The organism is Rathayibacter sp. AY1B5, from assembly GCF_002932795.1.
Taxonomy (GTDB): domain Bacteria; phylum Actinomycetota; class Actinomycetes; order Actinomycetales; family Microbacteriaceae; genus Rathayibacter.
Genome location: NZ_PSWM01000009.1, coordinates 1 through 25,470, shown reverse-complemented (window position 1 = coordinate 25,470; position 25,470 = coordinate 1). Strand labels below are relative to the sequence as shown.

Sequence of the window (25,470 nt, the reverse complement as noted above, 5' to 3'; positions counted from 1 at the left end):
GGAGGGAGTGGCTGGACGCGGGCGCGCGGCGCAGGGTCCGACCGCGCGCCCGGTCGGGCCGCGGTGATGTGTCGCTCCGGCGCTGTGAGCGCTGTCGGGAGCGGGTGGAGGTGTGCGGGACGGGTCCGGGCGGGGCCGCTCTCAGCGGGCGGTGCCGTCCGTGCGGCGCGCTCTCGCGCACCGGCCGTCCCGTACATCCTGCCAGCGTTCCCTGGGTCGCGGGTCCAGGAGGCGGGATCCGGCCCTCGCAGGCGCTCAGGCGCGCGCGTCCTCCGGGGCCTCGGCGGCCTCCTCCGCCGCGCGGAGCACGCGCAGGGTGTTGCGTCCGGCCAGGTCGAGCAGCTCGGCGTCGCTCCAGCCGCGGTCGGCCAGCTCGGCGAGCAGGCGCGGGTAGCCCGAGACGTCGCCGAGCCCCTCGGGCAGGTCGGCGACGCCGTCGAAGTCGCTGCCGAGGCCGACGTGCCGCGACCCGACCGCCTGTCGGGCGGCGTCGACGTGGTCGGCGACCTGCGCGACGGTGACCAGCGGCGCCGGATGCGCGAGGCGCCACTGCTCGAAGGCGGCGAGCGCGGCGGGCTCGGCCACCGGGAACGCGGCCCGGTTCGCCCGGGCGGCGTCCTCGGGCGCCTCGGAGGGGCGGGGGGCGCGGGGCCAGGGCATCGAGGTGGTGATCCCGAGCTCGGCGCGGGCGGCGTCGGCCTCGGCCGACCAGTCGGCGAAGGCGCGCGAGACGAACTGCGCGACGAAGGCGATCTGCAGCACTCCTCCGTTCGCGGCGAGCGCCGCGAGAGCGCGGGCGGAGACGTTGCGCGGGTGCGCGGCGACGTCCGCGACTCCGGAGTGGGAGTAGAGGACGGGAGCGGAGGCGGCGGCGAGCGCGGCGAGCTGGGTGCGCTCGGAGGTGTGCGAGAGGTCGACGACGACGCCGAGCCTGTTCAGCTCGCGGACGACGGCCACCCCGTCCGCCGTCAGCCCGCCCTCGACCGGGGTGCCGGTGGCGGCCTCCGCCCAGTCGAGCGAGCTGTTGTGCGTGAGCGTCATCGTCCGGACGCCCAGCCGGGCGAGCATCCGGAGCACGCCGAGGGAGGAGGCGACGGAGTGGCCGCCCTCGATCCCGAGGAACGAGGCGATCCGACCGGAGGCGATCGCCTGCTCCGCCTCCCGCACCGTGGTCACGATCCGGAGGTCGCGCGGGTGGGCGGCGGCGAACCGGTACGCGGCGTCGATCTGCTCCAGCGTCGCGGCGACCGCGTCGCCCTCGCTCTGCAGGGCCGAGACGAAGACCGACCAGACCTGCGCCGAGACTCCCCCCGCGCGCAGCCGCGGCAGGTCGGTGTGGAACTCCGGGCGGAGCCGGTCGAAGCCCTCGACGCGGTACCCCTCGTAGCGCCGCAGCCCGCAGAGCAGGTCGTTGTGCGTGTCGAGCAGCACCTCGCCCTCGAGGAGCCGGCGGAGGCGCTCGGCGCTCACGCGTCGTCGTCGGTGGGGATCGGCCCGACGCCGCGCCAGCGGGAGAACACCAGGGTCGTGTAGGTGTCGGCGACCACCGGATCGGAGGTGACGCAGTCGAGCACGAAGTCGCTCAGCTCGTCGGGGCTCGCGGCGACCACCTCGATCAGGTAGTCGTCCTCGCCCGCGACCAGCCACAGGTTCACCACCTGGGGCAGCTTCGACATCGCCTCGGCGAAGCGGGCGTTCTCGGCCCGCGAGTGCTCGCGCAGCTGCACGCGGAGGATCGCGCGGATGCCTTTGCCGAGCAGGCGCGCGTCGACCTCGGCGTGGAAGCCCGAGATGACTCCGCTCTCGATCAGCGCCCGCACCCGGGCCAGCGAGGAGGAGGGTGCGAGGCCGATCCGGTCGGCCAGCTCCTTGTTCGGGATGCGCCCGTCCTGCACCAGGACGTTGATGATCGCGCGGTCGACCTCGTCGAGCCGGACCGGCCTAATTATGTTCGGCAAGGGAGACACCTTTCGAGGGCGTGAGCCGCTTCTGTGCGGCCAGAGTGGGAATCGCTGTACAGGATACAGACCATTTGCCTGCGGAGGCATCACCGTGCAGACTTTCTGCGAGATCACCGAACGCATGCGCCAGTCCCCTCGATGACGCCGCACCCTCCCGACTCCCCCGAGTCTCCCGATGCACCACACACGAAGGGGTACCTCCTCCCATGAAACGGCTCCCGAAGCTCCTGATGGCGGCGGTCGCGATGACCGCGGCCGTCGGCCTGCTGTCCGCCTGCGGCACCGACTCGACGTCGTCGAGCCAGGCCGGCACGTCCTCCCACGTCCTCACCGTCGGCAAGCTGCTCCCCCTGCAGGCCGTCGATCCGCACAAGGTGAACGACGGCATGTCGAACGAGGTGCTCACCGCCGTCTTCGACGGCCTCTACACGCTCGACGCCGACGGCCAGATCGACCCGCTGATGGCGGAGAGCGTCGAGAAGTCCGACGACGGCCTGACCTACACGTTCACGATCCGCGACGCGTCGTGGAGCAACGGGACGCCGGTCACCGCGCAGGACTTCGAGTACTCGTGGAAGCGCCTGGTGAACCCGGCCACCGCGGCTCCGAACAGCAACGAGGCGGTCGCCGCCGGCATCAAGAACGCCAACGAGATCGTCAACGAGGGGATGGACTACACCCAGCTCGGCGTCACGGCGCTCGACGACAAGACCCTGCAGGTGCAGCTCGCCGCCGACGTGCCCTACTTCCAGGCGCTGCTGGTGCGGCCCGCGTTCCTCCCGGTGAACCAGGCCTACCTCGAGAGCGTGGGCGACACCTACGGCCAGACCCCCGAGACGACGATCTACAACGGGCCCTTCGTCTGGGACTCGTGGGACTTCGCCAACAACTTCTCGGTCGCCAAGAACGCCGACTACTGGAACGCCTCCGGGATCGACCTGGACGCGATCAAGTGGCAGGTCGTGAAGGACTCGCAGACCGCGGCGCTCCTCCAGGAGAGCGGCGACCTCGACTTCACCGAGATCTCCGGCAGCCTGATCGACCGCTACACCGACTCCCCCGAGCTGACCACGGCGCTCGAGGTGCACATGTGGTACTTCTACCCCAACCTCCAGAACCCGGCGCTCGCGAACGAGGACATCCGCACCGCGCTGGCCACCTCCTTCGACAAGGAGGCGCTCGCCGACGAGGTGCTGAAGAACGGCGCCCAGCCGGCCGACTACTTCGTCGGGCAGAACCTGGCGGTCGGACCCGACGGGAAGCAGTTCCGCGACACCGGCGGCAGCTACCTCGCCTACGACCTCGACGCGGCGCAGGCCGCCTGGACGAAGGGCCTCGCCGCCCTGGGCACCGACTCCGTGAGCCTGAAGCTCTCGTACTGGGACGACGAGGCCTCGATCGCGCAGGCCGAGTACGTCGCCTCGCAGTGGGAGGCCAATCTGCCCGGCCTGAGCATCGAGCTCACCAGCCAGCCCAAGGCGACGGCGAACGAGCAGGCCACGGCCGGCGACTTCGACCTCTACCTCTTCCGCTGGGGCCCCGACTACAAGGACCCGATGGCGTTCCTGGAGCTGCTGTCCTCCACCTCCGCCCGCGACTTCGGCGGCTACGCGAACCCGGAGTACGACTCGATCATCGCCGCGGCCCGCACCGCCGACATGCTCTCCCAGCCGGAGGCGCGCTGGCAGAGCCTGCACGACGCGGAGGACATCCTGATGGGCGACGTGGCGGTGATCCCGACCGTGCAGAACGGCATCGCGATGCTGATCAACCCGGCCGTGCAGGGCATGGAGGTCCGCAACGTGAGCCTGACCTGGAACTACCGCCTCGTCACGAAGGACGACTGATGCGGACCACCCCCCGAGAGGAGACGGCACGATGACCGCGACGAGGACCCTGCGCGAGCTGATGGAGTCCGGGAGCGTCCTGGCCCCCTGCGTCTTCGACTGCTCCTCCGCCCGCGCGGTCGAGCTGGCCGGCTTCGAGGCGATGCTGCTGAGCGGATCGGAGGTGTCGATGTCGATGAAGGGCATCCCCGACCTCGGGCTGCTCTCGCTGGAGGAGCTCCTCTGGGCGGTGGAGCGGATCGTCGACATGTCGCCGCTGCCGCTCGCGGTCGACATCGAGGACGGCTTCGGCGCCAGCCCCCTGCAGGTCTACGAGACCTGCAGGCGGGTGGCCAAGGCCGGCGCGATGGCGGTGCTGATGGAGGACGAGTTCGAGCCCGGCTACGCCCGGGACGTCTCGGCCGACAACATGATCCCCCGCGAGGAGTACTACGCGAAGGTGCGGGCCGCCGTCCGCGCCGTCGAGGGCACCGACTGCATGGTGATCGCGCGCAGCAACTACGGCAGCGCGAACCTGGAGGAGGGCATCCAGCGGATGATCGACTGTGTCGCCCTCGGAGCGCACGCGACGGTCGTGGTCAACGTCACGACCCTCGCGGACGCCGCCGAGGTGGCCCGACGGGTGCCGGGGCTGAAGATGTTCGCCGACATCAACGCCAAGCGCGGCCTCGAGCAGATGTCGTTCGCGCAGCTGGCGGAGCTGGGCTTCCAGCTGGTCACGATGCACTTCACGATGAAGGCGGCCATGGCCGGGATGATCGAGGCCGGCCGGGCGAACCTCGCCGAGATGGGCAACACGTACTCGAACGAGCTGATGCCGGAGGAGTACCCCGGTCACAGCGGCATGGCGTTCTTCGCCGCACAGGAGCTGCTCGACCTCGAGTCGGAGTTCTCGGGCCGCGTCCAGTCGTTCAACGACCCGCGGACCGTGCACACGGCCCCGGCCGGTTGAGCGCGACCGCACCGCAGGAGGGCCGTCCGCCCGCGCCTCGAGCGCGGCGGGCGGCCCTCCGTCGTGCGCGGGGCGCGGGGGGCGCGGTGCCGAACATCGTTCGGCCGACAGCCCCCATCGCCGCACACCGCCGAATCCGCTTCGGCAGCAGTCGCGCTTCAGCGCTTCTGTTCGGCTGACTTGCTGCTGATCCGCGTTCTATGCAGACTTGAGCCACTACCACCGAACGACCGAGGCTCCGAAGCCGGATCAACGAAAGAGACTCACTCCCATGACTGAACTGGCACAGACGAGCGGAACCGCCACGATCGGCTCCTCTCAGCCCGACTTCGTCGAGATCGACGGCTTCACGCTCACGATCGAGGACATCGCCCTCGTCGCCCGCGGGCTCTCGGACGGCACCTTCCCCGAGGTCGTCCTCAGCGACGAGGCCCGCCGGGTCACGAACGAGGCCCGGGCCTACGTCGACGAGCACTTCCTCGCCCCCGACGCCCCCGCCATCTACGGCATCAACACCGGGCTCGGCCGGCTGATGGACGTCCGCGTCCCCGCCGAGGACCAGGCCCGCTTCCAGCGCCTGGTGATCAACTCCCACTCGGCCGGAGTCGGCGAGCCGCTCCCCCTGGACGAGACCCGCGCGCTCCTGCTGCTGCGCACCAACGCGATCGCCAAGGGCATGTCGGGCGTGCGGATCGAGTGCATCGACCGCCTGATCGCGATGCTCAACGCCGACGTCCTCCCGGTCATCCCGGGCCAGGGCTCGGTCGGCGCCTCGGGCGACCTCGCCCCCCTCGCGCACATGGTCAGCGTGATGGTCGGCCACGAGAAGGCCGAGGCCTACCACCGCGGCGTGCGGATGCCCGCCGTCGAGGCCCTCGAGGCCGCCGGGCTCGCCACCGAGTTCGAGCTCAAGCCCAAGGACGTCCTCGCCCTGATCAACGGCTCGACCATCTCGCTCGCCACCGCCTGCCTCGCCCTGCACGACGCGTGGAGCCTCACCCGCCAGGCGGACGTGGCCCTCTCGCTCTCGCTCGAGGCGATCCGCGGCGAGCTCGACGCGTTCGACGAGCGCATCCACCTCGCGCGGAACGCCCCCGGCCAGGTCGACGTCGCCGCGAACGTCCGCGCCCTCACCGCGGGCAGCGAGCGCACCGTCGAGGAGGCGCGCCGCCTCCGCCTCCCGGACGAGCAGCGCGTCGGCGGCGTCTACAAGCCGCGCGTGCAGGACGCCTACTCGCTCCGCTGCGCGCCGCAGGTGCACGGCACGACCCGCGAGTCGCTCCTGTTCGCGCAGACCCTGCTGGTGCGCGAGGCCAACGCCGCGACCGACAACCCGCTGGTGCTCCCGAACGGCGAGGGCGGCTACGACGTGCTCTCCGGCGGCAACTTCCACGGCGAGCCGATCGGCGTCGCGGCCGACCTCATCTCGATCGCGGTGGCCGAGATCGGGGCCATCTCCGAGCGCCGCTCGTTCCGTCTCACCGACCCCAACCTCAGCTACGGACTGCCGCTCAACCTCGTCGGAGGCCAGCTCGGCCTCAACACGGGCTTCTCGATCGTGCACTGCGCGGCGGCGGCCATCGCCTCCGAGAACAAGGTGCTCTGCTTCCCCTCCGTCGTCGACTCGATCCCGACGAAGGCGAACCAGGAGGACCACGTCTCGATGTGCACCTTCTCCTCGCGGAAGGCGCGCAGCATCATCCACAACACGCAGGTGATCCTCGGAGTGGAGTTCATCCTCGCCACCCAGGGCATCGACCTCGCGTCGCCGCACCTGGAGGACCGGGCGCTCGGCGAGGGCAGCACGGCCGCCTACGAGGCGGTCCGCTCGATCGTCCCGATGACCCGCGAGGACATCTACCAGTCGGAGCAGATGATCAACGCGCAGGCGATGGTCGTGCTCGGCACCGTCCTCACCGCCGTCGAGGCGCGCATCGGAGCCGTGCGGTGACCGCGGGCGGGACGGTCGTCCACGGCCGCGTCGTCACGCCGGGCGCCGTGATCGAGGACGGGGCGGTGGTCGTCGAGGACGGCCGCATCGCCGCCGTGCTCCGCGGACGCGAGGCGGCGCGCGCCCTCGCGGAGGCCTCGGTCGTGATCGGCGGCGCGGGGATGCTCGTCCTGCCCGGCGCGGTCGACGCGCACGTCCACGCCTTCTCGGAGCCGGCCGAGACGTTCACCGGCGCGACCTCGGCCGCCGCGGCGGGCGGGGTGACCACGATCCTCGACATGCCCTACGACGCGGGCAGCCCGGTGAACACGGCCGCCGCCGTCGTCGCCAAGCGCGAGCGCCTCGAGCGCGAGGCCGTCGTCGACGTCGCCCTGCACGGCACGGTCCGCCCCGGGGACGGCGCGCGGGACGTGGCCGGGATGATCGACGAGGGCGTCTGCGGATTCAAGGTCTCGCTGTTCGAGACCGATCCGATCCGCTTCCCCCGCATCCCCTCCGACCAGCTGCTCGAGGCCTTCGCGATCATGGCCGAGCGAGGCGTCCGCGTCGGCGTGCACGCGGAGGACGGCGAGATCATCGGCGCGCTCGTCGCGGCGGCGAGGGCCGCCGGCCGCACCGCCCCCCTCGACCACGTCCGCAGCCGCCCGCCCGTGTCCGAGACCTCCTCGGTCGCGCTCGGACTCGAGCTCGCCTCGGCGGCCGGTGTTCCCTTCCACATCTTCCACGCGAGCCTCCCCGGCACCGTCGAGCTCGTGACGGCGAGCGCCGACCGCGGGCTCGACGCGACGCTGGAGACCTGCCCGCACTACCTCGTCCTCAGCGAGGACGACATGGAGCGCCTCGGCGCCCTCGGCAAGATCAATCCGCCGCTGCGCACCGCCGAGCACGCACGCGGGATGTGGGAGGCGCTCGCCGACGGCCGGATCGGCCTGGTGACCTCCGACCACGCGCCGTGGCCGCTGGCGAAGAAGAGCGCCGACGTGATCTTCGACAACGCCTCCGGAGCGCCCGGCGTGCAGACCCTGCTGCCGATCGTGATCGGCGCCGGCTACCTCGGCGGCCGCCTCTCGCTGCTGCGCGCCGCCGAGGTCCTCGCGACGAACCCCGCCCGCGCGTTCGGCCTCGGCCACCGCAAGGGCGCGATCGAGGCGGGCCTGGACGCGGACTTCGCCGTGGTCGACCCGTCCGGCACGACCGTGATCGACGAGACGCCGATGCTCTCGACCGCGACCTGGAGCCCCTACGCGGGCATGTCCTTCCCCGGGCGCCTCGAGACCACCGTGGTCCGCGGGACCCCCGTCTTCAGCCGGGAGGCGGGTCTGCTCGGCCGGCCGGGCGACGGCCGCTTCGTCGCGAGGGCCGCCTGATGGGCGAGCAGTCCCTCCGCGCCTACGTCGACGCGCTGCCGGCCGACGAGCTCGTCACCGTCGAGCGCACCGTCGACGCCCGCTTCGAGCTGTCGAGCGTGCTCGCGCTCCTGGACCGCGGGCCGGCCGTGCGCCTGACCTCCGTCGCCGGCTCGGCCCACCCGGTGGTCGGCAACGTGCTCTCCAGCCGCGAGCGGATCGCCCGCGCCGTCGGCTGCCGGGTCGACGAGCTGCTCGACCGGCTCACCGCCGCGGTCGCCGACCGCACCCCGGTGCGCGTGGTCGAGGACGCCCCGGTGCAGGCCGTGCGCCTGCCCGCCGCCTCCGTGTGGGAGGAGGTCGTCGCTCCGGTCTGGTTCGAGAAGGACTCCGGCGGCTACCTCACCGCCGGGCTCATCGTGGCGTTCGACCCGGTGACCGGGCACCGCAACGCCTCCTACGCGCGGATCAAGCCGCTCGACGCGACCACCGGCTTCGTCGGGATCGCGCCGAACCACCACCTCACCGCGCTCTCGCGCTCGGCCGCGGCCGTCGGCGGGCTCCCCGTCGCCGTGGTCCTCGGAGCGCACCCGGCCGTGCAGCTCGCCGCCTGCTGCTACCTCGCCCTCGGCGACGACGAGCTGGAGCACGCCGCCCACCTGCTCGGCGAGGAGGTGCGGGTCGCGCGGGCGACGACCAGCGACGTGCTCGTCCCCGCCGACGCCGAGATCGTGATCGAGGGGATCCTGCACGCCGACCGGCCGGTGCACGAGGGCCTCGTGAACGAGTACCACGGCATGTACGAGGACTACGGCGACGGGATCACTCTCGAGGTCACCGCCGTGACCCGCCGCGAGTCCCCCGAGGTCCAGGTGATCCTGCCCGGCCTCTCCTCGGAGCACAGCTACATCGCGGCGCTGCCCATCGCCGCCGGCATCCGGCACGCGCTGCGGAACGTCGGCTGCGACATCGTCGACGTGGCGGTCACGCACTCCGGCGGCGGTCGCGTCGACGTGGTGGTCGCGATCGCGAACGGCCGTCCGGGCACCGCCAAGCGCGTGATGTTCGGCGCGTTCGCGGCCGTCAGCATGGTCAAGCAGGTCACCGTCGTCGACTCCGACGTGGACGCCTGGGACCCGGAGCACGTGCACTGGGCCCGGACGAGCCGGATGCGGTGGGACCGCGACCTGATGCTGGTCGACGGAGTCGCCACCGACCGCAACGTGCCGATGCAGGTCGGCGGCACGGTGACGAAGGTCGGGATGGACGCGACCCGCAAGGAGGGCGACCGCGCCCTCGGCGCCGAGCTGGCCGTCCCGCCCGCCGACGTCCTCCGCCGCGTGCGCGACGCCCTCGTCGCCGACGGGCTGACCCTCCGCCCCGCGATCGTCGTGCACGGCTCCCTGGCCGACGGCGGGGAGGACCCGCGATGACCCCCGACGTGCGCTTCCCCGACACGGCCCGGCTGACCCTCGACCTCGAGGAGATCGCCGGCCTCGTCGACTCCTCGCGCCCCGGCTGGAGCCGCGTGGCGATGACCGAGGTCGACACCGACTCCCGCCACTGGGTCGCCGAGCGGATGCGCTCCGCGGGCCTCGAGGTCCGGATCGACGGGATCGGCAATGTGATCGGCACCCTCGCCGGCACGGGAGCCGCCCGCCGCGCGATCGTGATCGGCTCGCACACCGACACGGTGGACGGCGGCGGGCGCTACGACGGCATCGTCGGCGTGCTGGGCGCGATCGAGGTGGCGCGCCTGCTGCAGGAGTCGGGGATCCGGCTCCACCACGACCTGCGCGTCGTCGACTTCTACAACGAGGAGGCCAACCGCTTCGAGCTCTCCTGCCTGGGCAGCCGCGCGCTCGCCGGCTCGCTCACGGGCGAGCACCTCTCGGCGACCGACGACACCGGGCGCACCCTCGGCGCCGCGCTCGAGGCCGCCGGCTGGTCCGATCCGCTCTCGGGCACCCGCTGGAGCCCCGACGAGGTGCTCGGCTTCCTCGAGCTGCACATCGAGCAGGGGCCGGTCCTCGAGCGCGAGGGGCTGCCGCTCGGAGTCGTCACCTCGATCGCGGGGATCTCCCGGTTCCGCACCCTCTTCTCGGGCCGCCGCGACCACGCGGGCACCATGCCGATGGCGCTGCGGCACGACGCCGGCTGCGCCGCGGCCGGCGTGGTCCTCGCGGTCGAGCGCATCGCCTCCCGGGCCGCGGAGGCGGTCGGCACCGTCGGCTCCGTCACCTTCACCCCGGAGGCGACCAGCGTCGTCACCGAGAGCGCCCTGGTCACCGCGGAGTTCCGCAGCCCCGACCCCTGCTGGTTCACCCTGGCCCGCGAGCAGATCGCCGAGGCCGCGGCCTCCGAGGCGGCGGCGCGGGGCCTCGGCCACGAGGTGACCTGGCTGCCCTGGGAGCGCCCGACGGCCATCGACCCCCGCCTCGCGGACGGCATCGGCCGCTCCATCGAGCGCCTCGGCCACCCCGCCGCCCGCCTCTACAGCGGAGCCGGGCACGACGGGGTGCAGATGGCGAGACTGGGACCCATCGGCATGATCTTCATCCCCTCGCAGGACGGCCGCAGCCACTGCCCGGAGGAGTACACCGGGATCACGGACATCGCGGTGGGCGTGCACGCGCTCGCGCAGTCCGTGCTCACCCTCGACAAGGAAGGCCTCGCATGAACCGCACCCGCCAGGAGCCCCCCGGCCGCGTGATCGTCGCCATCACCGGCGCCTCCGGAGTCGGCATCGGGGTCCGCATCCTCGAGCTGCTGCGGATGGATCCGGGGCTGCGCAGCGACGTCATCGTCTCGAAGGCGGGCGCGATGACGCTCGACCAGGAGTGCGGCCTCACCCAGAAGCAGGTGGAGGCGCTCGCCGACACGGCTCATCGGCCCGCGCACATCGGCGCCTCCATCGCGTCGGGGTCCACGCCCGCCACAGCGATGGTGATCGCGCCCTGCACGATCAAGACCCTCAGCGGCATCGCCTACGGGCTCGCCGACAACCTGATCACCCGGGCAGCCGACGTCTGCCTCAAGGAGGGCGTGCCGACCCTCCTGATGGTGCGGGAGTCGCCGCTGCACCGCGGCCACCTCGCCGCGATGGACGCGGTGGCCCGCTCGGGCGGCATCATCGCGCCGCCGGTCCCCGCGTTCTACACGCGGCCGGCCTCGGTGGAGGAGATCATCGACTCCCTCGCCCGCCGCGCCCTGGTGCGCGTGGGGCTGACCCAGTTCCACGCCCGCTCCTGGGCCGGCATCCCCGAGGACGGCGCTCGCACCGAGATCGCCGAGGGGTCGAGCCGGTGACGAAGTACGTCGCCACCCGGCTGCTCACCTCGGTCTTCACGATCGTCGCGATCGCGATCGTGATGTTCGCGCTGCTGCAGCTGCTCCCGGGCTCGCCCTTCAACAGCGAGAAGCTCGACGCGGTGCAGAAGGAGCTGCTCACCCAGAAGTACGGGCTCGACGAGCCGGTGCTCCTGCGGCTGGGCACCTACCTGGTGAACCTCGCCCGCGGCGACTTCGGCATCTCGTACAACCTCATCCCGGACTTCCCCGTCTCGGAGATGCTCGGCAGCCGCCTGCCCGTCACCATCCGCATCGGACTCCAGGCCCTCGTCCTCGGCGTGGTGCTGGGCCTGCTGATCGGCATCGTCTCGGCGATCCGCCCGCGCGGCTGGTTCGACAATCTCTCGACGTTCGTCTCGGTGATCGCCTTCAGCGTCCCCTCGTTCGTGATCGCGCTGCTGCTGGTCTACTTCGTCGGCTTCGAGTGGAAGCTGCTGCCGATCCGGTACTCCGAGTCGGACCCCTTCACCTCGAGCGTGCTGCCGACGATCTCGCTCGCCGCCTACGTGATGGCGGTGACCGCCCGCTACGCCCGCTCCGAGATGCTCGACTGCCTCGAGAGCGACTACATCCTCCTGGCGAAGGCGAAGGGCATCGGCCCCTCGAAGGTGATCGGGCGGCACGCGCTGCGCAACACCCTGGTCTCGATCATCACGGTGCTCTCGCCGCTGCTGATCGGCCTGATCACCGGGTCCGTCGTCATCGAGCAGATCTTCGGAGCGCCGGGCCTGGGCCAGCTGCTGCTCACGGCGATCCAGAACGTCGACTACAACATCGTCATCGCGATCAGCCTCGTCTACAGCATCATCTACATCCTCGTGATGCTGCTCGTCGACGTGCTCTACGGACTGATCGACCCCCGCATCCGACTGGCAGGACAGGCAGCATGAGCGACCGCGTCTCCCCCACGGCCGGCCTCGACGCCGGCGTCCCGCCCGAGGGCCTGCGCCTGGTCTCGCCGGGCAACCGGCCCGCCGGCCCGCCGACCACCTCGACCCGCATCATCCGCGGCGGCGGCCGCGACATCGCCCGGCGCTTCCGCGGCAACTGGCCCGCGATGGTCGGCCTGGTGCTGCTGGTGGTCATCGTCGTGCTGAGCCTGGTGGTCCCCTTCTTCCCCGCGGCCGGAGGAGGAGCGGACGTCGGCTCGCGCTTCCTCCCGCCGCGCGTGCCGCTGCTCGAGGGCCTCGGGATCCTCGACGGCACCCGCGACGGCCAGGACGCGTACGCCGCGGCGGGCCTGCCGCCCGGCACCTACTTCCTCTTCGGCACCGACGAGCTGGGCCGCGACGTGTGGTCGCGGGTCTGGAGCGGCACGCGCGTCTCGCTCCTGATCGCCGTGATCGCCTTCGCGATCGACGTGGTCATCGGCATGACCTACGGCCTCGTCTCGGGCTACTTCGGCGGTCGCACCGACTCGGCGATGCAACGCGTGGTCGAGGTCCTCTCCGGCATCCCGCAGCTGGTGATCGTGACGCTCTTCGTGGTCGCCGTCGGGCCGGGCATCGGCGCGATCGTCTTCGGCCTGCTGCTGAGCAACTGGCTCGCGATGAGCCGCGTCAGCCGCGCGCAGGCGCTGCGCCAGAAGACGGAGGAGTACGTGCTCGCCTCGCGCACCCTCGGAGCGCGGGACAGCCGGATCGTGTTCGTCGAGATCCTCCCGAACATCATCGGCCCGATCGTGACGATGAGCATGTTCTCGATCCCGTCGGCGATCTTCACCGAGTCGTACCTGTCGTTCGTGGGCCTGGGCGTCCAGGCGCCGATGGCCTCGCTCGGCTCGCTCGTCAGCGTCGGCTACAAGTCGTTCCTCTCCTATCCGTTCCTCGTGATCGTCCCCGTGGTCGTGCTGGGCCTGCTCATGGTGGCGTTCACGCTCGTCGCCGACGGGCTGAAAGAGGCCACCGATCCGCGACTGTCCCACTCGAGAGGCCACTGACATGACCGAGAGCAGCACGGGCACGACCCGTCAGGACACGGCCGGGCCGGCGCGCGGCAGAGTCCTCCTGTCGGTGCGCGATCTGGCGATCTCGTTCGACAACGAGGGCGGCAGCGTCGAGGCGATCCGCGGACTGGGCTTCGACCTGCACGAGGGCGAGGTGGTCGCGATCGTCGGCGAGTCCGGCAGCGGCAAGTCGGTCACGGCTCGCGCGATCCTCGGCCTGATGGCCCGCAACCAGCGGATCACCGCGGGCAGCATCGAGTTCTCGCACCGGAGCGACGACGGCACGGTGACCACGAAGGACATCGCGGCGATGCCCGAGTCGGCGATCCGCCGCGAGATCTGCGGGCGCCGCATCGCGATGGTGTTCCAGGACGCCCTGACCTGCCTCGACCCGACGATGTCGGTCGGCAAGCAGGTGATGGAGGGGATCCAGGAGCACTTCGGGCTCGGCCGCCGCGAGGCGCGCGCCCGAGCCGTGGAGCTCCTCGGCGAGGTCGGCATCGACGATCCGGAGCGGCGGTTCAAGCAGTACCCCCACCAGCTCTCCGGAGGAATGTGCCAGCGGGTGAACATCGCCATCGCGCTGTCGTGCAACCCGGACGTGCTGATCTGCGACGAGCCGACGACCGCGCTCGACGTGACGATCCAGCTGCGGATCCTCGAGCTGCTGAAGCGCCTGCAGGCGGACCGCGGCCTCTCGGTGATCTTCATCACCCACGACCTCGGCGTCGTCGCGACCGTCGCCGACCACGTCAGCGTGATGTACGCCGGGCGGATCATCGAGCAGGGCACCGCCGAGGAGGTCTTCTACGACCCGCGGCACCCCTACACCTGGGGCCTGCTCGCGGCGATGCCGGACCTGACCACCGACTCCCCCGAGCTGTTCGCCATCCCCGGCAGCCCGGCGAGCCTGGTGAACCGCGCGCCGGGCGACCCCTTCGCTCCGAGGAACCCGTTCGCGCTCGAGATCGACTTCGTCGAGGAGCCGCCGCTGTTCGACGTCGGCGGCGGGCACCGGGTCGCCTCGTGGCTCTGCCACCCCTCCGCTCCCCCGGTCGAGATGCCGGCGCCGCTGCGCGCCAAGATCGACGCCATGCTCGCCCCCAGTGAAGGACCGACCCCGTGACCGCACTCGCTCCGACGCCCGACTCCGCGCCCGCCCTGCTCTCGGTGCGCGGCCTCACCCAGGTGTTCCGGCTGGGGCGGCGCCACCACGTGACGGCGATCGGCGGCGTCGACTTCGAGATCCGGCGCGGCGAGACCTTCGGGCTGGTCGGGGAGTCGGGCAGCGGCAAGTCCACGATCGGCCGATCGATCATCCGGCTGATCGACCCGACCGACGGCCAGGTGGTGCTCGCGGGCCGCACGATCAGCGGCCGGCTCGACGCCGCCCAGCGCGACCACCTGCGCTCCAGCATCCAGATGATCTTCCAGAACCCGATGTCGAGCCTCAACCCGCGCAAGACCGTCTTCGACATCGTCGCGCAGGGACTCACGACCCAGCGCCGGTACTCCTCCGCCGCCGAGCGCGACGAGAAGGTCTACGCGATCCTCGAGAAGGTCGGCCTCGACCGCTCCCACGCCGACCGCTACCCGCACCAGTTCTCGGGCGGCCAGCGGCAGCGCATCGGCATCGCCCGCGCACTCGTGATGCAGCCCGACCTCGTGATCGCGGACGAGTGCGTCTCGGCGCTCGACGTCTCGATCCAGGCGCAGGTCGTGAACCTGATGCGCGCACTCCAGGAGGAGCTCGGCACCGCGTACCTCTTCATCGCCCACGACCTCGCAATGGTGAAGTACATCTCGGACCGCATCGGCGTCATGCACAAGGGCCACCTGGTCGAGACGGGCACGACCGCTGAGATCTTCTCCGGACCCGTGCACCCGTACACCCGCTCGCTGCTGCGCGCCGTGCTCTCGGCGGACCCGCGCGCGATGCGCCGCCGCGCCCCCTCCGAGCCGTACGACCCGGTCGCGCTCGGGATCGACTACTCGGCCGGGAGCGTCCACGAGCTCTCGCCGACCCACCGCGTCCTGGCGACCCCGGAGGAGCTGGCCGCCTGGCGCGCATGACCGGCGCGGTTTGATGGCTTTACTGCGCTTTATTCGATCTGAATAAAGTGCCCTAAAACTCCTAAACTGGTACGCATGGATGCCGTCGACAACCCCTACACGCCGAACGCGGGAGCGCGACCGGAGATCCTCATCGGCAGAGACGAGCAGACCCAGGCGTTCCGCACACTGCTGACGCGACTTCGGCGGGGCCGCACGAACCAGTCGATGATCATCACGGGGCTGCGAGGCGTCGGAAAGACGGTTCTTCTCAACAGCTTCCGGACGATCGCCCAGGAGGAGAACTGGGAAGTGATCGAGTTCGAGGCGGTCAAGCACGACGAGGGCCGGTTCCGTCAGGTGCTGGCTTCGCAGCTGAAGGCGGCACTCCTCCGGCTGTCCCCCCGCGCGAGATGGACCGATCGCGGGAGGCACGCCGCCGCGGTCTTGAGCGCCTTCGCGGTGTCTGTCGGAGCGGACGCCGTGTGGTCCATCGGATGGGACGTACCGCCGGCAGAAGGACTGGCCGATCATCGGGATCTCAGGCTGGACCTGACGGACGTCCTCGTCGCCGTGGGTGAAGCGGCGGCCGAGCAGGGCGAGGGGATCGTCCTGCTCATCGACGAGGTCCAGTTCCTCGACTCGCCGCAGCTCGAAGCGCTCATCCAAGCCATCCACAAGACCGTGCAGCGGAGCCTCCCGGTCACGTTCGTCGGCGCCGGACTTCCGCAGATCGCAGAGCTGGTCGGCGACGCGAGATCGTACGCCGAGCGGCTCTTCACCTTTCCCCGCATCGACTCGCTCGATCACGACGAAGCAGTAGCGGCTCTCCGAGAGCCGGCAGCGGTCGAGGGCGCGGTCTACGACGACGACGCCGTCGAGCTCGCAGTCGAGATCACGAGCGGCTACCCCTACTTCATCCAGGAACTGGGCTACCAGGTCTGGACGGTGGCCGAGAACGATCGCATCCACCGGGAGGACGTCGAACTGGCAAGGGAGGCCTACGAGGCGAAGCTCGACAGCTCCTTCTTCCGCGTGCGGCTCGATCGAGCGAGTCCACTCCAGACCGCGTACATGCGGGCCATGGCGGAGCTCGGACCGGAGCCTCAGAAAGCGGGCGACGTCGCGGCACTCCTGGAGCGGGCGTCCACCCAGCTCGGACCTGTCCGTGCCGAGCTGATCGGGATGGGACTCCTCTTCACTCCCGAGCACGGGTACGCCGCGTTCACTGTTCCGGACTTCGACCGGTTCATGAAGCGTGCAGTCCCCGTCCTGGAGGTGCCTCCCGTCGTGAGCCGAGGAGCACGTCGAGCGCCCTCCACCGAGGGCTGACGCGGGGCGCCCGCGATCACGGGCGCCGGACGTCAGGACTCGTCGGCCTCGAAGCGCAGGGGGAGGTCGGCCACCGGCAGCCCGGAGGCGCGCACGGCGGCCTCGATCGCGGTATGCCCGCCGTCGGGCGCGACGATCCGCAGGCCGTCCTCGGTCGCCCAGTAAGCGGTGACGCCGTGCTCCTCGACGAGGGTCGTGAGCAGCGCAGCGGTCCGCTCCTGCTCGCCGGGACCGACGGTGATCGCTGTCCACGGGCCGGAGATCTCGACGGGGGCGCCCCGGTCCGCGCCCGCAGCGTCCCGCAGGTCCTCCGCCGCCCGGACGATCGGGAGCAGCGCGGGCAGCCCGCCGGAGACGTCCTCGAAGGCGTCGAGGGCGAAGGCCCCCTCGCGGACCGACGCGTACAGCTCCAGGCCGCGGCCGAGTCCGTCGATCCGCTCGAGCAGGGCCGACGCGTCGACAGCGGGAGCGGGGCACGCGGCGGTCGGCTCCTCCGCGCCCGCGAAGGAGAGGGCGTTCCCGCCTGCCGACGTCGCCCGGAACGACCACAGCACCGGATCCGCGTACTCGGTCGCGCAGGCGGTCGCGAGGGCGTCGGCGAGAGCCGGCTCCTCGACCGCGACCCCGACCCACGAGGTCGGCGGGCCGAACGCGGGCGCCTCGACCCAGCGCTCGGCGCCGTCGAGGGAGACTCCGGGCACTGCGGCGACCTCGCTCGTCAGACGGTCGAAGCCGGGGTCGGGCCGCGCGAAGTGCGTCTCGTCGATCGTCCAGACGAGGAGCGTCAGCCCGCCGGCGGCGAGGGCCGCGGCGAGGACGCCGGCGATGGGGAGGAGGAGACGACGGGACATACCGCCATCCTCGCTCCCCTCCCCCGCGGCGTCACGTGGACATCGGGCGAACGGACGGTGCGCCGGCGACGGCGGCTCCGGCCCGCGCCGCTGCTTCCTGGAGGGACCGTCCCGTCCACCCGCCCGGTCCGCGTCCGACTGCTCCCGCTCCGGCACAAGGCCCAGCGCGCGGGCCGCCGTCTCCGCTTGACTGGGGGCGACGCGCCGACCCTCGGCGCACCCGGGAGGCGACATGGCGAACCACCGTTTCGAGCTGCGGTCCGGCCGCGGGATGGGCGTCTCGGCGGCGGGCGATCCCGTCGCCGACCGGCTGGTGGTGTTCTGCCACCCCACCCCCGGAGCGGGCGGATTCGACCCCGACCCGACCGTCACCGGCCCATGGGGCCTGCACCTGCTGATCCTCGACCGCCCCGGCTACGGCGCCTCGGACCCGGTCGACGCCGCTCACGGCCGCGTCGAGGACCGCGCGGACGACCTCGCCGAGTACCTGCGCCGCTCGGAGCGCACGGCCCGCATGGTCGAGGGCGCCCGCTTCGGCAGCGTCGGCGTGGTCGGCTGGGGCTCCGGCGGCGCGTTCGCGCTCTCGCTCGCGGCCCGGCACCCCGACCTCGTCGACCGCCTCGCGCTGGTCGGCACCCCCGCGCCCCCGCAGGCCGGCGTGATCGTGCACCCCACCGGCGCGTGGGAGCGGCGCGAGACTCTGCGCGGGGAGGACGCCGACACGATCGCCGCCGCCCTCCCGCAGACGCAGCCGGGCCTGGACGCGCTCGGGATCGACTCCGACGACCCGGTGCTCGCCACCCACGGCGGACTGCGCAACCGGCTGGAGCGGATGCTCGCCGAGGGCTGGCGGCAGGGACCCAGCGGCGCCGCGACCGACCTCGCGGCCCTCCGCGACGGCTCCTGGGCCGACGACCTCGACCGGGTGACGGCCGAGACGCTCCTGGTCCACGGCGATGCGGATCCGGTGGCGAGCGCCGAGGACGGCCGCTGGTACCGCGGCCGCCTCGCCCAGGCCCGCACCGTGACGGTCGACGGAGCCGGCCGGCTGGCGCTGGTGCGCGAGTGGCGCCGGATCCTCGACCACGTCGCTCCGCTCGAGCGCGGGGCGGAGGGCCGATGAGCCGCCTGGGCGCGGGCCCCCTCGTGCTCGTGTCGGCGATGGCGGTCTCGGGAGTCGTCCACCTGGTGCACCCGCGGACCTTCGACGCGGTGGTCCCGCGCAAGATGCCGGGCTCGGCGCGCGCCTGGGTCCTCGTCTCGGGAGCGGCGGAGCTGGCCTGTGCGGCCGCGACGCTGCATCCGCGGACCCGCGCGGCCGGCGGTCTCGCCTCCGCCGCCCTGATGGCCGCTGTGTTCCCCGGCAACGTGCAGATGGCGCGGGACGCCCGTCGGCCGCGGACCCGGGCGATCACGCTGCTGCGCCTCCCGCTCCAGATCCCGCTCGTGCTCTGGGGGCTCCAGGCGGCACGCAGCCGCTGACGCAAGCCCGCGCGGGCGCGGATCGCCCGCTGCTACCGTCCAGGCATGACCGACCAGAGCGCGGACGACCGCCACGACCAGTTGACCAGCGCCCCGAAGGCGACTGAGGCCGACGCGGCCCCGCGCATCGAGGTCTCGACCACCGAGGCCGGCGACACCCGCATCGACATCCGCGAGGACGCCGCCGTGCGTCCGGGCCGGGTCGACGAGAACGGCGACGAGCTCGACGAGAACCGCGACGATGCCTGAGCGCCGCCGTGCCGCCGTCGTCTACAACCCGGTCAAGGTCGACCTGGAGTCCGTGAAGGCGGCCGTGAAGCGCGCCGAGGAGGCCGCCGGCTGGGAGGAGACGCTCTGGTACGAGACCTCCGTCGAGGACCCCGGAGCCGGCCAGACGAAGGAGGCCCTCGCCGCGGGCGCCGACGTCGTGATCGCGGCCGGCGGCGACGGGACGGTCCGCGTCGTGGCGGAGGCCCTCCGCGGCTCCGACGCGTCGCTCGCGCTGCTGCCCTCCGGCACCGGCAACCTGCTCGCCCGCAACCTGAACCTCACGCTCGACGACATCGACAACTCCCTCACCGTCGCGTTCTCCGGTCGGGACCGCGCGATCGACGTCGGGATGATCGACATCGAGACGTCGACGGGCCGCGACCGCCACGCCTACGTCGTGATGGCGGGCCTCGGGATCGACGCGAAGATGCTCGCCAACACCGACGACGACCTCAAGAAGCGCGCCGGCTGGCTCGCGTACGTGGACGCGCTCCGGAAGGCGCTCCTCGACAAGAACCAGCTCGAGTTCCGCTACCGCCTCGACGACTCGAAGACCCGCAAGGTGCGCGCGCACACGATCATCGTGGGCAACTGCGGCGCCCTGCCCGCGAACATCCTCCTGCTGCCGGACGCGGCCGTCGACGACGGCGAGTTCGACATCGTCCTGCTGCGCCCCGAGGGCTTCTTCGGCTGGGTGCAGATCATCTTCAAGGTGGTGTGGGAGAACGGCGTGCTCCGCCGCAGCGGCGTCGTCGGCAAGAAGCTGATGGGCCTGACCAAGGAGGTGTCGGCCCTGCGGTACGTGAAGGGCCGCGACCTCACGGTCCGCCTCGAGCACGCGCAGGAGATCGAGCTCGACGGCGATCCGTTCGGCTCGACCTCGGCGTTCCGCACCTGGATCGAGCCCGGCGGGCTGACGGTGCGCGTCCCGGCCTAGCGCCGGCGGCGGCCGGGCGGATCCGCCCGGTCCGCCTCCCGCCGGGAGAGAGGATCGTCATCCCTCCCGGCGGAGGCGTCTGCTCCGAGCAGGGCGGTGCAGTGCGGCTTCGGGTACCGCACCCCATGCACCTGCATGAACACGGAGACTGTAGTGCGGAATCCGTCGCCGCCGCAACGATCCGGGCGGCTCCGACCGCTCGAACGGGTAATTCCACCTTGTGATGGTCCGTCACCACGACGGATTCCGCAGCTCCTCGGCGACGAGGCGCACGGGATCGGCCGTCCCTCGGCCGACGGTGCTTCTCCCCGGCACGGCGCCGACACGCGCACGAAACGCCCGCCCGCTACCGTGCGGACATGACATTCCGTGCGTCAGCCGCGCTCTGCGCGCTCGTGGCCTCCTCCCTCCTCCTCGCACCCGCCGCCATCGCCTCCCCCGCCGCCCGCGCGGGCGCCGTCGACGGGGGCACCAGCGCCGGCGATCCGTACTTCCCCGGCCTCGGCAGCAGCGGCTTCGACGCCCTCACCTACAGCCTCGTCCTGACGTACGACCCGGCGACCCGGGCCCTCGGCGGCCGGGCCGTGGTGACGCTCGCGCCCCAGAAGGACCTGCGCTCCCTCTCCTTCGACCTGACCGGCCTCACCGTCTCGAAGGTCACCGTCAACGCCGGGGGCGCCCGGTTCTCGCAGTCGGGGGACGAGCTGACCGTCACGCCCGCCCGGACCCTCCGGAAGGGCCTTCCCGCGCTGGTGAGCATCGACTACGCCGGGACCACCGGGAATCCCGTCGACGGCACCGGGGCCCCCTTCGGCTGGTGGTCGACGGACGACGGCGCCCTGGTCGCCAGCGAGCCGGACGGCGCCTCGACCTGGTACCCCGTCAACGACTCTCCCGCCGACAAGGCGCGCTACACCTTCAGCATCACGGTCCCGGAGGGCCGGACGGTGGTCGCGAACGGCCTGCCGATCGGCTCCCCCACCACGTCGAAGGGCTGGACGACCTCGCGCTGGGTCGAGACCAGCCCGATGGCGAGCTATCTCGCCATGGTGAACATCGGCGACTACGACCTGGTCCGCTCCACCCAGGGCGGCGTGACGACGATCGACGCGATCGACCGGGACATCACCGGCGACACCCGCGCCCGCACCGAGGCGGCGCTCGCGAAGCAGGGCGCGATCATCGACTACTTCTCCTCGGTCTTCGGCCCGTACCCGTTCCGCTCGGCCGGAGCCGTGGTCGACGACGAGCGGATCGGCTACGCCCTCGAGACCCAGGGACGCTCGTTCTACTCCGGCGGCGCGGACGAGTCGACCGTCGCGCACGAGACCGCGCACCAGTGGTACGGCGACAGCGTCACTCCGGAGACCTGGTCCGACATCTGGCTGAACGAGGGCTTCGCGACCTACGCCGAGTGGCTCTGGGAGGAGCACAGCGGCGGTGCGAGCGTCACCGAGTCCGCCGCCCGGGTCGCCGCCGCTCCCGCCGACGACCCGTTCTGGTCGACCGCCGTCGCCGACCCCGGAGCCGCGGGACTCTTCGACGCGCCCGTCTACGATCGCGGCGGCCTGACGCTCGTCGCCCTCCGCGACCGGATCGGCGCGGACGCGTTCGGCGTGCTGCTGAAGCGCTGGGCCTCCGAGAACCGCTACTCGAACGCGACGACCGCCGACTTCCAGGCCCTGGCCGAGAACGTCTCCGGCTCCGATCTGGCGGAGTTCTTCGACACCTGGCTGCGCACGCCGGAGAAGCCCGCCGGTCTCTGACCCCCGGATCGCCGCGGCGCGGCCGGGGTGTCAAGGAGGGACGGCAGGTCGGGCCGAGCCGATACCGTCCCTCCATGGGCTTCTTCGACCGCAACGACTCCTCGACCCGCGCCGCCGCGCCGCAGCCGAGCGCACCCGATCCGCAGCGGCGGGTCTGGAGCGACGGCCTCGGCCGGTTCGCGACCCGCTGCCTCCAGGTGGTCATCGTCCTCCTGCTGGCCTCGGTGCTCGTCTTCGCGATGACGCAGCTCACGCTGGTGCTCATCCCCGTGATGATCGCGCTCATCCTCGCCGCGGCGATCCACCCGGTCCTGTCGTGGATGCGGCGCAAGGGCGTGCCGTCGATCCTCGCGACCTGGCTGGCGCTGATCGGGCTGCTCGCGATCCTCGGCGCGGTCGGCTGGCTGATCACGGTCGCGGTCCGCAACCAGTGGGACGAGCTGGTCAGCAGCGCCTCCGACGGCATCACCTCGCTGCAGGACTACGTGCAGCACCTGCCGTTCCAGATCACCGACGAGCAGATCGAGTCCGCCCGCCAGTCGGTCGTCGACTTCCTCACCTCCAGCTCGTTCGGCAACGGAGCGCTCGCGGGCGTCTCCGCGGCGGCGAACTTCATCACCGGCCTCGTCCTGATGATCGTGGTGCTCTTCTTCTTCATGAAGGACGGCCCGAAGATCTGGGAGTTCCTCCTGCGCCCCTTCACCGGCTCGGGGTACGAGCGCGCCAAGCGCGTCGGGCACAAGACGGTGGACGTGCTGGGCGGCTACGTCCGCGGAACGGCGACCGTCGCGGCGGTCGACGCGATCGGCATCGGCGTCGCGCTGGCGATCATCCAGGTGCCCCTGGCGATCCCGCTGGCCGTCATCGTCTTCCTCACCGCCTTCATCCCGATCGTCGGAGCGACGGCCGCCGGCATCCTCGCCGCTCTCGTCGCGCTGGTCGCCAACGGCCCGGTCGCCGCGCTGATCGTGATCCTGGTCGTCATCGGGGTCAACCAGCTCGAGGGCAACTTCCTCCAGCCGGTCGTGATGGCGCGCTCGCTGAAGCTGCACCCGCTGATCGTGCTGATCGCGCTGACCGTGGGCACCGTCCTCGCCGGCATCGTCGGCGCCGTGCTGGCCGTGCCGATCGCTGCGGTCGTCTGGGGCATCGTCTCGATCTGGAACGGCCCCTCCGACCCCGCCGAGCCCGCGCGGCAGAAGCGCCCCGAGACGGTCTAGGCCCTCGGGCTCGTCGAGCGCGCGCCTAGCGCTCGACGATCCCGTCGCGCAGCGCCTGGCGGCGGAGCGAGATCTTCGTGCCGACGGCGAGCCCCTCCGCCCGGTACTTGCCCCGGGCGCTGCGCAGCGAGCTCCGCGCGGCGTCCTGGGTGATGCCGAGGAGCGTGGCGACCTGCTTCAGCGGCATCCCGTCGACGAAGAGGCGGACGATCTCCCGCTCCCGGTGCGTCAGGGTGCCCGGGCGGTCGGCCCCCAGCAGCTCCCGGGTCTGCGCCGTCAGGAAGCGCTCGTCGCTCGCCGCCGCGCGGATCGCCGCGAGGATCGTCTCCGTCCGCTCGCTCTTGACCACGTAGCCGTGCGCTCCGGCCTCGAGCGCCCGGCTGATCGTGCCCGGCTCGGAGTGGGTGCTGATGATGATCGTGGCGGCGCCGGCGGCCGCGATGATCCGGATCTTCATCGCCAGGTCGAGCTCGTCGCCGAGGTCGATGTCCAGCAGCACCACGTCGGTCGGGAAGGCCGGGTGCGCGAGCAGGTCCGTCCAGGTGCCGGCCGTCGCCGCCACGCGGATGTCCGGGCCCGAGCGGCGGATCCACTCGGCCAGCGCCGCCAGCAGGATCGGGTGGTCGTCGAGGATGGCCAGGGTGATCGCGGGCTGGTCGTTCATGTCGTCGTCCTCCTCCGGGGCCGGTGAGCGACGAGGATTCTCGTCGCGCCGTGGTCGGTCGTCGTGCGGTGCTCGCCGAGCTCGCTGAGGATGCCCCAGACCGAGCGGTCCAGGTCGCGGGCTCGGATGCCCGCGGCGACGAGGGTGAGCTCCACTTCGCCGCCAGCGCCCGCCTCCAGGCGGACGGCCAGCGAGGGCCGGGCCGCCGGGACGGTGAGCAGCCAGAGCACCGAGAGCAGGCGCGAGCGGTCGAGCGGAGGCAGCAGCGCGGCGGCTCCGGCGGGATCGTCCACCGCGACCGCGGAGGACAGCAGCGCCGACTCCTCCACGGCGATGCGCAGCCAGGTGCGGTCGTGGCTGCGGGCGAGCGCCTCCCGGAGCTCGTCTCCCAGCACGCGCGCCCGCTCGCCCAGCTCCTCGTCCAGCGGCACCGGCGTCCGGACCCGCTCGAGGAGCTCCTCGATGCGGGCGTCCACCTGCGAGAACTCGTCGTCCGCGGCGTGGACGGTGCTGTCGGCCAGGCTCCGGTCGAGCGTGCGCCGCACGTACTGGTCGAGCGCGGTCAGCACGACGACGCACACGGCCGCCGGTGCGGTGGCGAGGAGGACGTTGCCCACCGCGAGGGCGGCGCCTCCGTCGCCGAGCAGCGCCTGGCCGACGAGTCCGAGCGCCGCGAGCGCGACCAGGACCACGAGGGCGAGGAACGAGCGCGAGAGCGGCTGGAAGGTGATCAGCGCGATCACGCCCGCGCCCACTCCCACGCAGACCGACGGGTAGTACATCGGAGCCGGAGTCGGCAGCGCGTGGTCGGCGAACTCGAGCAGCAGCGCGACCACGTCGACGCCGAGGACGCCCGCGAAGGCCCAGCGCGGCAGCTCGCCGTGGCGGCGCAGGGCGATCGCTGCCCCCGCCGCGCTGGCGGCGATCACGAGCAGCCAGGAGAGACCGCTCACCCAGGTCGCGGACCGGGCGTCGAGGGACCAGAGGTACGAGATCAGTCCGCGGATGTCGAGCATCACCGCCATGGTGAGGAAGCCCAGCCCGAGGTAGCTCCCGCTCAGGCGGTTCGGCCGCGTCAGGCGCTCGCGGATGCTCCACAGCGCTCCGGGGCTCCGGTCCGCCGCGCGGACCAGCTCGAGGAGCGTCCCGTCCTCCGGCCCCTCCTCCTGCCGCCTCCCGCTCACAGCGGCACGCTCGGCAAAGGCACGCTCAGCAGCACGGTCGCGCCGGATCCCGGCGCCGAGAAGACCCGGACCGTGCCGCCCACCGCCTCGACGCGGCCGACGACGGACTCCGCGAGGCCCAGGCGCCCCGGCGGCACCGCGGCCGGATCGAAGCCGCGCCCCTCGTCCGTGACGACGACCCGGAGCGAGCCCGCCTCCTCCGCGACGCTCACATGCGCCACCGCGGCCCCGGAGTGACGGCGCACGTTCTCGAGGCACTCCCCGGTCGCGCGCGCCACGGCGTCGAGCACCTCCGCGCGGATCCGCGGCTGGGCACCGCCGTGCCAGCGCACCTCCACGCCCACCGTCGCCGAGCGCCG

At 72.2% G+C, this 25,470-nt stretch carries 24 protein-coding genes; 18 read left to right on the top strand and 6 right to left on the bottom strand.

Annotated features, from left to right (window positions below):
- Positions 1 to 255: 255 nt before the first annotated feature.
- Both C5D44_RS07780 and C5D44_RS07775 read right to left on the bottom strand, forming a co-directional pair.
- Positions 256 to 1,470: a dipeptidase gene (locus tag C5D44_RS07780; protein ID WP_104276271.1), complete on the bottom strand. Its 1,215-nt coding sequence runs from the start codon at positions 1,468 to 1,470 to the stop codon at positions 256 to 258.
- On the bottom strand, positions 1,467 to 1,958 hold the full coding sequence (locus C5D44_RS07775; RefSeq protein WP_208543320.1) for an Lrp/AsnC family transcriptional regulator: 492 nt from the start codon (positions 1,956 to 1,958) through the stop codon (positions 1,467 to 1,469). The genes C5D44_RS07780 and C5D44_RS07775 overlap by 4 nt, the downstream gene beginning before the upstream one ends.
- 209 nt (positions 1,959 to 2,167) lie before the next feature.
- Here C5D44_RS07775 and C5D44_RS07770 point away from each other — a divergent pair, with 209 nt between their 5' ends.
- From C5D44_RS07770 to C5D44_RS07715, 12 genes are all read left to right on the top strand, one after another.
- Positions 2,168 to 3,808: a peptide ABC transporter substrate-binding protein gene (locus C5D44_RS07770; RefSeq protein ID WP_104281325.1), complete on the top strand. Its 1,641-nt coding sequence runs from the start codon at positions 2,168 to 2,170 to the stop codon at positions 3,806 to 3,808.
- Positions 3,809 to 3,839: 31 nt separating this feature from the next.
- Entirely contained in the window at positions 3,840 to 4,760 is a 921-nt protein-coding gene (locus C5D44_RS07765; protein ID WP_104276273.1) for an oxaloacetate decarboxylase, read from the top strand.
- A 271-nt stretch (positions 4,761 to 5,031) separates the two neighbouring features.
- Complete coding sequence (hutH, locus tag C5D44_RS07760; protein WP_104276274.1) at positions 5,032 to 6,711, top strand: histidine ammonia-lyase; 1,680 nt, start codon at positions 5,032 to 5,034, stop codon at positions 6,709 to 6,711.
- Complete coding sequence (locus C5D44_RS07755; protein ID WP_104281324.1) at positions 6,708 to 8,078, top strand: dihydroorotase family protein; 1,371 nt, start codon at positions 6,708 to 6,710, stop codon at positions 8,076 to 8,078. The genes hutH and C5D44_RS07755 overlap by 4 nt, the downstream gene beginning before the upstream one ends.
- Positions 8,078 to 9,490 (top strand): UbiD family decarboxylase, encoded by a 1,413-nt coding sequence (locus C5D44_RS07750; protein ID WP_104281323.1) that lies wholly within the window; start codon positions 8,078 to 8,080, stop codon positions 9,488 to 9,490. The genes C5D44_RS07755 and C5D44_RS07750 overlap by 1 nt, the downstream gene beginning before the upstream one ends.
- On the top strand, positions 9,487 to 10,737 hold the full coding sequence (locus tag C5D44_RS07745; RefSeq protein WP_104281322.1) for a M20 family metallo-hydrolase: 1,251 nt from the start codon (positions 9,487 to 9,489) through the stop codon (positions 10,735 to 10,737). Before C5D44_RS07750 ends, C5D44_RS07745 begins: the two co-directional genes overlap by 4 nt.
- A complete protein-coding gene (locus tag C5D44_RS07740; RefSeq protein ID WP_104276278.1) occupies positions 10,734 to 11,366 on the top strand; it encodes a UbiX family flavin prenyltransferase in 633 nt (210 codons plus the stop codon). The genes C5D44_RS07745 and C5D44_RS07740 overlap by 4 nt, the downstream gene beginning before the upstream one ends.
- Positions 11,363 to 12,298 carry an ABC transporter permease gene (locus C5D44_RS07735; RefSeq protein WP_104276279.1) on the top strand — a complete coding sequence of 312 codons (936 nt, stop codon included), beginning with the start codon at positions 11,363 to 11,365 and terminating at the stop codon, positions 12,296 to 12,298. Before C5D44_RS07740 ends, C5D44_RS07735 begins: the two co-directional genes overlap by 4 nt.
- A complete protein-coding gene (locus tag C5D44_RS07730; protein WP_104238807.1) occupies positions 12,295 to 13,347 on the top strand; it encodes an ABC transporter permease in 1,053 nt (350 codons plus the stop codon). Before C5D44_RS07735 ends, C5D44_RS07730 begins: the two co-directional genes overlap by 4 nt.
- A gap of 1 nt (position 13,348) precedes the next feature.
- A complete protein-coding gene (locus C5D44_RS07725) occupies positions 13,349 to 14,479 on the top strand; it encodes an ABC transporter ATP-binding protein (protein ID WP_104281321.1) in 1,131 nt (376 codons plus the stop codon).
- The gene (locus tag C5D44_RS07720; RefSeq protein WP_104249941.1) at positions 14,476 to 15,426 is read left to right on the top strand and encodes an ABC transporter ATP-binding protein; all 951 of its coding nucleotides are present in this window, start codon (positions 14,476 to 14,478) and stop codon (positions 15,424 to 15,426) included. The genes C5D44_RS07725 and C5D44_RS07720 overlap by 4 nt, the downstream gene beginning before the upstream one ends.
- Before the next feature lie 75 nt (positions 15,427 to 15,501).
- Complete coding sequence (locus tag C5D44_RS07715; protein WP_104281320.1) at positions 15,502 to 16,737, top strand: AAA family ATPase; 1,236 nt, start codon at positions 15,502 to 15,504, stop codon at positions 16,735 to 16,737.
- Positions 16,738 to 16,769: 32 nt separating this feature from the next.
- Here the strand turns inward: C5D44_RS07715 and C5D44_RS07710 are convergent, their stop codons facing one another.
- The gene (locus tag C5D44_RS07710; protein WP_104281319.1) at positions 16,770 to 17,588 is read right to left on the bottom strand and encodes a hypothetical protein; all 819 of its coding nucleotides are present in this window, start codon (positions 17,586 to 17,588) and stop codon (positions 16,770 to 16,772) included.
- 232 nt (positions 17,589 to 17,820) lie between these two features.
- Between C5D44_RS07710 and C5D44_RS07705 the strand changes: the two genes are divergently transcribed.
- The 6 genes from C5D44_RS07705 (at position 17,821) to C5D44_RS07680 (ending at position 23,263) form a co-directional block, all read left to right on the top strand.
- On the top strand, positions 17,821 to 18,711 hold the full coding sequence (locus tag C5D44_RS07705) for an alpha/beta fold hydrolase (protein ID WP_104276282.1): 891 nt from the start codon (positions 17,821 to 17,823) through the stop codon (positions 18,709 to 18,711).
- Complete coding sequence (locus C5D44_RS07700) at positions 18,708 to 19,070, top strand: hypothetical protein (protein ID WP_104281318.1); 363 nt, start codon at positions 18,708 to 18,710, stop codon at positions 19,068 to 19,070. The genes C5D44_RS07705 and C5D44_RS07700 overlap by 4 nt, the downstream gene beginning before the upstream one ends.
- Positions 19,071 to 19,115: 45 nt before the next feature.
- Positions 19,116 to 19,319 (top strand): multidrug transporter, encoded by a 204-nt coding sequence (locus tag C5D44_RS07695; RefSeq protein ID WP_104276284.1) that lies wholly within the window; start codon positions 19,116 to 19,118, stop codon positions 19,317 to 19,319.
- Entirely contained in the window at positions 19,312 to 20,277 is a 966-nt protein-coding gene (locus C5D44_RS07690) for a diacylglycerol kinase family protein (protein WP_104281317.1), read from the top strand. The genes C5D44_RS07695 and C5D44_RS07690 overlap by 8 nt, the downstream gene beginning before the upstream one ends.
- A gap of 359 nt (positions 20,278 to 20,636) precedes the next feature.
- Complete coding sequence (locus C5D44_RS07685) at positions 20,637 to 22,043, top strand: M1 family metallopeptidase (protein WP_104281316.1); 1,407 nt, start codon at positions 20,637 to 20,639, stop codon at positions 22,041 to 22,043.
- A gap of 74 nt (positions 22,044 to 22,117) precedes the next feature.
- Positions 22,118 to 23,263 carry an AI-2E family transporter gene (locus tag C5D44_RS07680; RefSeq protein ID WP_104276287.1) on the top strand — a complete coding sequence of 382 codons (1,146 nt, stop codon included), beginning with the start codon at positions 22,118 to 22,120 and terminating at the stop codon, positions 23,261 to 23,263.
- A 25-nt stretch (positions 23,264 to 23,288) separates the two neighbouring features.
- Here the strand turns inward: C5D44_RS07680 and C5D44_RS07675 are convergent, their stop codons facing one another.
- The 3 genes from C5D44_RS07675 to C5D44_RS07665 all read right to left on the bottom strand — a co-directional run.
- Entirely contained in the window at positions 23,289 to 23,927 is a 639-nt protein-coding gene (locus C5D44_RS07675) for a response regulator transcription factor (protein WP_104276288.1), read from the bottom strand.
- On the bottom strand, positions 23,924 to 25,111 hold the full coding sequence (locus tag C5D44_RS18025; RefSeq protein ID WP_104281315.1) for a hypothetical protein: 1,188 nt from the start codon (positions 25,109 to 25,111) through the stop codon (positions 23,924 to 23,926). Before C5D44_RS18025 ends, C5D44_RS07675 begins: the two co-directional genes overlap by 4 nt.
- A partial coding sequence (locus tag C5D44_RS07665) for a sensor histidine kinase (RefSeq protein ID WP_374954070.1) occupies positions 25,108 to 25,470 on the bottom strand: 363 nt, incomplete at its 5' end. The genes C5D44_RS07665 and C5D44_RS18025, both read right to left, overlap by 4 nt.